The 6,375-nt window shown below is 65.3% G+C and carries 8 protein-coding genes; all 8 read left to right on the forward strand.

Annotation, left to right across the window (positions count from 1 at the left end):
* Positions 1 to 4: 4 nt before the first annotated feature.
* Genes CAF92_RS19255 through CAF92_RS19290 form a run of 8 tightly spaced genes read left to right on the forward strand, consistent with a single transcriptional unit; the run spans position 5 to position 6,012 of the window.
* Entirely contained in the window at positions 5 to 772 is a 768-nt protein-coding gene (locus CAF92_RS19255) for a heme ABC transporter permease (RefSeq protein ID WP_012273476.1), read from the forward strand.
* On the forward strand, positions 769 to 945 hold the full coding sequence (gene ccmD / locus CAF92_RS19260; protein ID WP_013973562.1) for a heme exporter protein CcmD: 177 nt from the start codon (positions 769 to 771) through the stop codon (positions 943 to 945). The genes CAF92_RS19255 and ccmD overlap by 4 nt, the downstream gene beginning before the upstream one ends.
* On the forward strand, positions 942 to 1,397 hold the full coding sequence (ccmE, locus tag CAF92_RS19265) for a cytochrome c maturation protein CcmE (protein WP_015271187.1): 456 nt from the start codon (positions 942 to 944) through the stop codon (positions 1,395 to 1,397). The genes ccmD and ccmE overlap by 4 nt, the downstream gene beginning before the upstream one ends.
* 11 nt (positions 1,398 to 1,408) lie before the next feature.
* Positions 1,409 to 3,382, forward strand: a complete 1,974-nt coding sequence (locus CAF92_RS19270; protein ID WP_178081808.1) for a heme lyase CcmF/NrfE family subunit — start codon at positions 1,409 to 1,411, stop codon at positions 3,380 to 3,382.
* Positions 3,379 to 3,915: a DsbE family thiol:disulfide interchange protein gene (locus CAF92_RS19275; RefSeq protein ID WP_085601636.1), complete on the forward strand. Its 537-nt coding sequence runs from the start codon at positions 3,379 to 3,381 to the stop codon at positions 3,913 to 3,915. The genes CAF92_RS19270 and CAF92_RS19275 overlap by 4 nt, the downstream gene beginning before the upstream one ends.
* On the forward strand, positions 3,912 to 4,400 hold the full coding sequence (locus tag CAF92_RS19280; RefSeq protein ID WP_025340052.1) for a cytochrome c-type biogenesis protein: 489 nt from the start codon (positions 3,912 to 3,914) through the stop codon (positions 4,398 to 4,400). The genes CAF92_RS19275 and CAF92_RS19280 overlap by 4 nt, the downstream gene beginning before the upstream one ends.
* Complete coding sequence (ccmI, locus tag CAF92_RS19285; RefSeq protein WP_085601637.1) at positions 4,393 to 5,583, forward strand: c-type cytochrome biogenesis protein CcmI; 1,191 nt, start codon at positions 4,393 to 4,395, stop codon at positions 5,581 to 5,583. Before CAF92_RS19280 ends, ccmI begins: the two co-directional genes overlap by 8 nt.
* Before the next feature lie 12 nt (positions 5,584 to 5,595).
* Positions 5,596 to 6,012, forward strand: coding sequence for a hypothetical protein (locus CAF92_RS19290; RefSeq protein ID WP_025340051.1), 417 nt, complete (start codon positions 5,596 to 5,598; stop codon positions 6,010 to 6,012).
* The last annotated feature ends 363 nt before the right edge of the window (positions 6,013 to 6,375 follow it).

Here is a 6,375-nt window from a genome sequence, read left to right on the forward strand (position 1 = left end):
CCTGATGAAAATAAGCTGGACGTGGTTCCACAAGCTGGGCTCCCCCAAATGGTTCTATGCCATCAGCGGCCGCATGCTGCCGTGGCTTGCCGGCGCTGCCGTGCTCCTGCTGCTGGTCGGCATCACCTGGGGCCTGGCCTTCGCCCCCCAGGACTACCAGCAAGGCAACAGCTTCCGCATCATCTACATCCACGTGCCGGCGGCGATGCTGGCGCAGTCCTGCTACGTGCTGCTGGCAGTAGCCGGGGTGGTGGGGCTGGTGTGGAAGATGAAACTGGCCGACGTCGCGTTGCAGTGCGCCGCTCCCATCGGTGCCTGGATGACCGCCGTGGCACTGGTCACCGGGGCCATCTGGGGCAAGCCCACCTGGGGAAGCTGGTGGGTCTGGGATGCCCGACTGACGTCCATGCTCATCCTGTTGTTCCTGTACTTCGGCATTATTGCGCTGGGCCAGGCAATCAGTAATCGTGACAGTGCAGCCAAGGCCTGTGCGGTACTGGCGATCGTCGGCGTGGTGAACATCCCGATCATCAAGTACTCGGTGGAGTGGTGGAACACCCTGCACCAGGGCGCCACTTTCACCCTCACCGAAAAGCCGGCGATGCCCGCAGAAATGTGGTTGCCGCTGCTGTGCACGGCGCTGGGCTTCTACTGCTTCTTTGGCGCGGTGCTGTTGCTGCGCATGCGCCTTGAAGTACTCAAGCGCGAAGCGCGCGCCAGTTGGGTCAAGGACGAAGTATTGAACAGCCTGGGGCGGAGGGCCGCACAATGAGTTTCGCCACCTTCGGTGACTTTCTCGCCATGGGCCACCATGGCCTGTACGTGTGGACGGCCTATGGCATCTGCCTGGCGGTGCTGGCGCTGAATGTCGCCGCGCCCGTGCTGGCCCGCCGTCGCTACCTGCAAGATGAGGCGCGCCGTTTGCGCCGGGAGAACAACCAGTGAATCCGCAGCGCAAGAAACGCCTGTTGCTCATCGTCGGCCTGCTGGTCGGCGTCGGGGTTGCCGTCGGCTTTGCCTTGAGCGCATTGCAGCAGAACATCAACCTGTTCTACACACCGACCCAGATCGCCAATGGCGAAGCGCCGCTGGACACCCGCATTCGCGCCGGCGGCATGGTCGAGAAGGGTTCGGTACAGCGCTCGTCGGATTCGCTGGACGTGCGCTTCGTGGTCACCGACTTCAACAAGTCGGTGCCGATCACCTACCGTGGCATCCTCCCCGACCTGTTCCGCGAAGGGCAGGGCATCGTCGCCCTCGGCAAGCTCAACGCCGATGGCGTGGTGGTGGCCGATGAAGTACTGGCCAAGCACGACGAGAAGTACATGCCGCCCGAGGTCACCAAGGCCCTGAAGGAAAGCGGCCAGGCCGCCACCGGCGGGGAGGCCAGGCCATGAACGCGGCGCTGGTGATCCCCGAACTCGGCCAGCTGGCGATGATCCTGGCCATCTGCTTTGCCGCCGTGCAGGCCAGCGTACCGCTGCTGGGCGCCTGGCGTGGCGACAGCCTGTGGATGAGCCTGGCGCGGCCGGCGGCCTGGGGGCAGTTCGCCTTCCTGGCCTTTGCCTTCGCCTGCCTGACCCATGCCTTCATGACCGACAACTTCTCGGTCGCCTATGTGGCCAGCAATTCCAACAGCGCCTTGCCCTGGTACTACAAGTTCAGCGCCGTGTGGGGTGCGCACGAAGGTTCGCTGCTGCTGTGGGCGCTGATCCTCGGCGGCTGGACCTTCGCCGTGTCGGTGTTCTCGCGGCAATTGCCGCAGGTGATGCTGGCCCGCGTGCTGGCGGTAATGGGCATGATCAGCGTGGGCTTCCTGAGCTTTCTGATCATCACCTCCAACCCGTTCCAGCGCCTGCTGCCGCAGGTGCCGACCGATGGCCGCGACCTCAACCCGCTATTGCAGGACTTTGGCCTGATCGTTCACCCGCCGATGCTGTACATGGGCTATGTCGGTTTCTCGGTGGCCTTCGCCTTCGCCATCGCCGCCTTGCTCGGTGGCCGCCTGGACGCCGCCTGGGCGCGCTGGTCGCGGCCATGGACCATCGTTGCCTGGGCCTTCCTCGGTGTCGGCATTACCCTGGGCTCGTGGTGGGCCTACTATGAGCTTGGCTGGGGGGGCTGGTGGTTCTGGGATCCGGTGGAAAACGCCTCGTTCATGCCCTGGCTGGTAGGTACGGCGCTGATCCACTCGCTGGCGGTGACCGAGAAGCGCGGGGTGTTCAAAAGCTGGACGGTGCTGCTGGCAATCGCCGCGTTCTCGCTGAGCCTGTTGGGTACCTTCCTGGTGCGCTCCGGTGTGCTGACCTCGGTGCACGCGTTTGCCGCCGACCCGTCGCGGGGCATTTTCATCCTGATCTTCCTGCTGTTCGTGGTCGGTGGATCGCTGACCCTGTTCGCCCTGCGCGCACCGGTGGTCAAGAGCCAGGTCGGCTTTGCCCTGTGGTCGCGCGAGACGCTGCTGCTGGCCAACAACCTGGTACTGGTAGTGGCGGCCTCGATGATTCTGCTAGGCACCCTTTACCCGCTGGTGCTCGATGCGTTGACCGGTGCCAAGCTGTCGGTCGGCCCTCCGTATTTCGATGCCTTGTTCCTGCCGCTGATGGCACTGCTGATGGTGGTGCTGGGCGTGGGCGTGGTGGTGCGCTGGAAAGACACCCCCGGCAAATGGCTGGCCAGCATGATGACCCCGGTGCTGCTCGGCAGCGCCATCCTCGCACCGGTGGCGGGCTTTATCGTCGACGACTTCGACTGGCCGACCCTGACCGCCTTCGCCCTGGCCGCCTGGGTAGTGCTTGGCGGGCTGCGCGACATACTCGACAAGACCCGCCACAAAGGCCTGCTCAAGGGCCTGCCCGGCCTGGGTCGCAGCTACTGGGGCATGCAGCTGGCGCACCTGGGCCTGGCGGTGTGCGCGCTGGGCGTGGTGCTGTCGAGCAACAACAGCGCCGAACGCGACCTGCGCATGGCGCCGGGCGAGAGCGTGGAACTGGGCGGTTACCACTTCCAGTTCCAGGGTGCCCGGCACTTCGAAGGGCCGAACTTCATCTCCGACAAGGGGACCGTGGTGGTCAGCCGCGATGGCCGTGAAGTGACCACCCTGCACCCGGAGAAACGCCTGTACACCGTGCAGCAGTCGATGATGACCGAAGCCGGCATCGACGCCGGTTTTACCCGCGACCTCTACGTCGCCCTTGGCGAGCCGCTGGAGAACGGTGCCTGGGCGGTACGCGTGCATATCAAGCCTTACGTCCGCTGGATCTGGCTGGGCGGTCTGCTGACCGGCCTGGGCGGGTTGCTGGCGGCCCTCGACCGGCGCTATCGCGTCAAGGTCAAGACCCGGGTGCGTGATGCCCTGGGCGTGTCTGGAGCAGCTGCATGAAGCGTTGGATCATGGTAGTCCCCCTGGCGGTATTCCTGCTGGTGGCGGTGTTCCTCTACAAAGGGCTGTTCCTCAAGCCCGACGAGCTGCCCTCGGCAATGATCGGCAAGCCGTTCCCGGCGTTTTCCCTGGCCTCGACCCAGGGCGACCGTACCCTGACCGAGGCCGACTTGCGGGGCCGCCCGGCACTGGTCAATGTGTGGGCCACCTGGTGCCCGTCGTGCAAGGTCGAGCACCCGTACCTGAACCAGCTGGCCCAGCAGGGCGTGGTGATCCACGGGGTCAACTACAAGGACGACAATGCGGCGGCCCTGAAGTGGCTGGCCGAGTTCCACAACCCTTATCAGCTGGACATTCGTGACGAGCAGGGCAGCCTGGGCCTGGACCTGGGCGTGTATGGCGCGCCGGAAACCTTCCTGATCGATGCCAGGGGCATCATCCGCTACAAGCATGTTGGCGTGGTCGATGCCACGGTCTGGCGTGAGCAGCTGGCGCCGCTGTACCAGGGCCTGGTCGACGAGGCCAAGCCATGAAGCGGGGGCTGGCAGCTGCCGTGCTGGGGCTCTTCATGGGGTTGAGCCTGGCAGGCGTGGCCAAGGCGGCCATCGACACTTACCAGTTCCGCGACGATGCCGAGCGTGAGCGCTACCAGCAGCTGACCAAGGAGCTGCGCTGCCCCAAGTGCCAGAATCAGGACATCGCCGACTCCAACGCGCCGATTGCCGCCGACCTGCGTCGGGAAATATTCCGCATGCTCGGCGAGGGCAAGAGCAATCAGCAGATCGTCGACTTCATGGTCGACCGCTATGGCGACTTCGTGCGCTACAAGCCGGCGCTCAGCGGGCGTACCTGGCTGCTGTGGTTCGGCCCGGGGATTTTGCTGGCCGGCGGTTTCGTGGTGCTGGCGTTGATCGTGCGCCGGCGCCGCGGTGCGGCCGTGCAGGGCGCCAATGAGTTGTCCGCCGAAGAACGCGAGCGTCTCGCCAAACTGCTGGAAAAAGAACAGACCCATGATTGAATTCTGGCTTAGCGCGGGCCTGCTGCTGCTCGCTGCCCTCAGCTTCCTGCTGATCCCGATCCTGCGTGGCCGTGGCCGCCAGCAGGAAGAAGACCGCACCGCCCTGAACGTGGCGCTGTACCAGGAGCGCGTCGCCGAACTGGCTACCCAGCAGGCCGCCGGCGTGCTCGACGAGGCGCAGATGGCCAAGGGCCGTGACGAGGCCGCCCGTGAGCTGCTGGCGGATACCGAGGGTACCGAGACTCCGCGCCAAGGCTACCTGGGCAAGACCCTGCCGTTGTTGGCAGCGTTGCTGGTGCCGCTGCTGGCATTGGGGCTGTACCTGCATTTCGGCGCGGCCGACAAGGTGGAACTGACCCAGGAGTTTGCCGAGGCGCCCAAGTCGATGGAGGAAATGACTGCCCGCCTGGAACGGGTGGTGCAGGCCCAGCCGGATTCGGCCGAGGCCGTGTACTTCCTGGGCCGAGCCTACATGGCCGAGCAGCGCCCTGGCGATGCCGCGCGTACCTTCGAGCGCGCCGTGGCCTTGGCGGGTCGCCAGCCCGAATTGCTCGGGCAGTGGGCGCAGGCGCTGTACTTCGCCGCCGACAAGAAATGGAGCCCGCAGCTGCAGGCGCTGACTGACGAGGCGCTGAAAGCCGACCCCAATGAAGTGACCAGCCTGGGCCTGCGTGGTATCGCTGCCTTCGAGGGCGAGCGTTACCAGGAAGCCATCGATTACTGGAAGCGCCTGTTGGCGCAGTTGCCGGAAGGTGATGCCTCGCGTGCGGCGCTGCAGGGCGGTATCGACCGCGCCGCCGAGCGCCTGGGTGGTTCGCCGGGGCAGGCTGCGGCGCCCGTGGCGGCTCGCTTGAAGGTGCGGGTGGAACTGGCGGCGGCGTTGAAGGACAAGGTCAAGCCGGACGACACGGTGTTCATTTTCGCCCGCGCCAGCAATGGCCCACCCATGCCGTTGGCGGCCAAGCGGGTGACCGTGGCGCAGTTGCCGATCGAAGTGGAATTGTCCGATGCTGACGCCATGATGCCGCAGATGAAACTGTCGGACTTTGCCGAAGTCCAACTCGTTGCACGTGTATCACGCGCTGGCCAGCCAACTCATGGCGAGTGGATTGGCCAGGGCACGCCACTGCCCAGCGCCACCCAGGCCATCCAGCACCTGACCATCGACAGCCCCGACCCGTAAGAGAGCAATGCCATGCACAGCATCGTCCGCCTGACCCTGATCACCCTGGCCCTGGGTTTGTCTGCGTGTACGGTGCATGAGCCGTACGAGCAGCCCGAACCACCGATCGAACGCCTGCCGCCGCCGGGGCCGGCGGTCAAACCCTTGCCGGACAGGCAACCGGCCCCTGCGCCGAGCAAGCCGGCGGCCACGCCCAAACCGATGCCACGCACCTCGGCCAGCTTCGCGCCGCCACCTGGCGGGGCGAGCCATTGGGACCCGAAGTTGGGCGTGTATGTGCTGGAGAAAAAGCCCAATACCTTCTACCGCCAGCGCACCTACTACCGCTTCGACAACGGCTGGAGCTGGTCGCTGAGCCCGGATGGGCCGTGGCAGGAGACTGACAGCAGCGGTGTGCCGGGTGGTCTGGGGCGTGCGTTCGCCCAATAATTGCAACGTTGCCGTTGCCGTTGCCGTTGCCGTTGCCGTTGCCGTTGCCGTTGCTTTTGCTTTTGCTTTTAAGCGCGCGGTAGTCCAGGCGCCGCCGATTGCGACTTCAGGAGGCCGAGCGAAGGGACTGCGGAGGGAGGTGACGGGCATGGATGCCCGTCAAGCGCTGAGGCCCCATGGATGGGGCCTGCAGCGCGTACTCCCGGGAGCAGGCCCGTAGCGAGGGAACCCCGGAGCGTAGCGTAGGGGCCGGATGATAGGAGCCAGCGTTTTTTGGTTACTTTTTGTCGCGTTTGACAAAAAGTGACCCGCCGTAAGGGCGGAAAGGTGAATAAGCGCCACCTTCGAAAATGAATGTTGACC

The sequence above is a fragment of the Pseudomonas sp. B10(2017) genome (assembly GCF_002113295.1).
GTDB lineage: Bacteria > Pseudomonadota > Gammaproteobacteria > Pseudomonadales > Pseudomonadaceae > Aquipseudomonas > Aquipseudomonas pudica.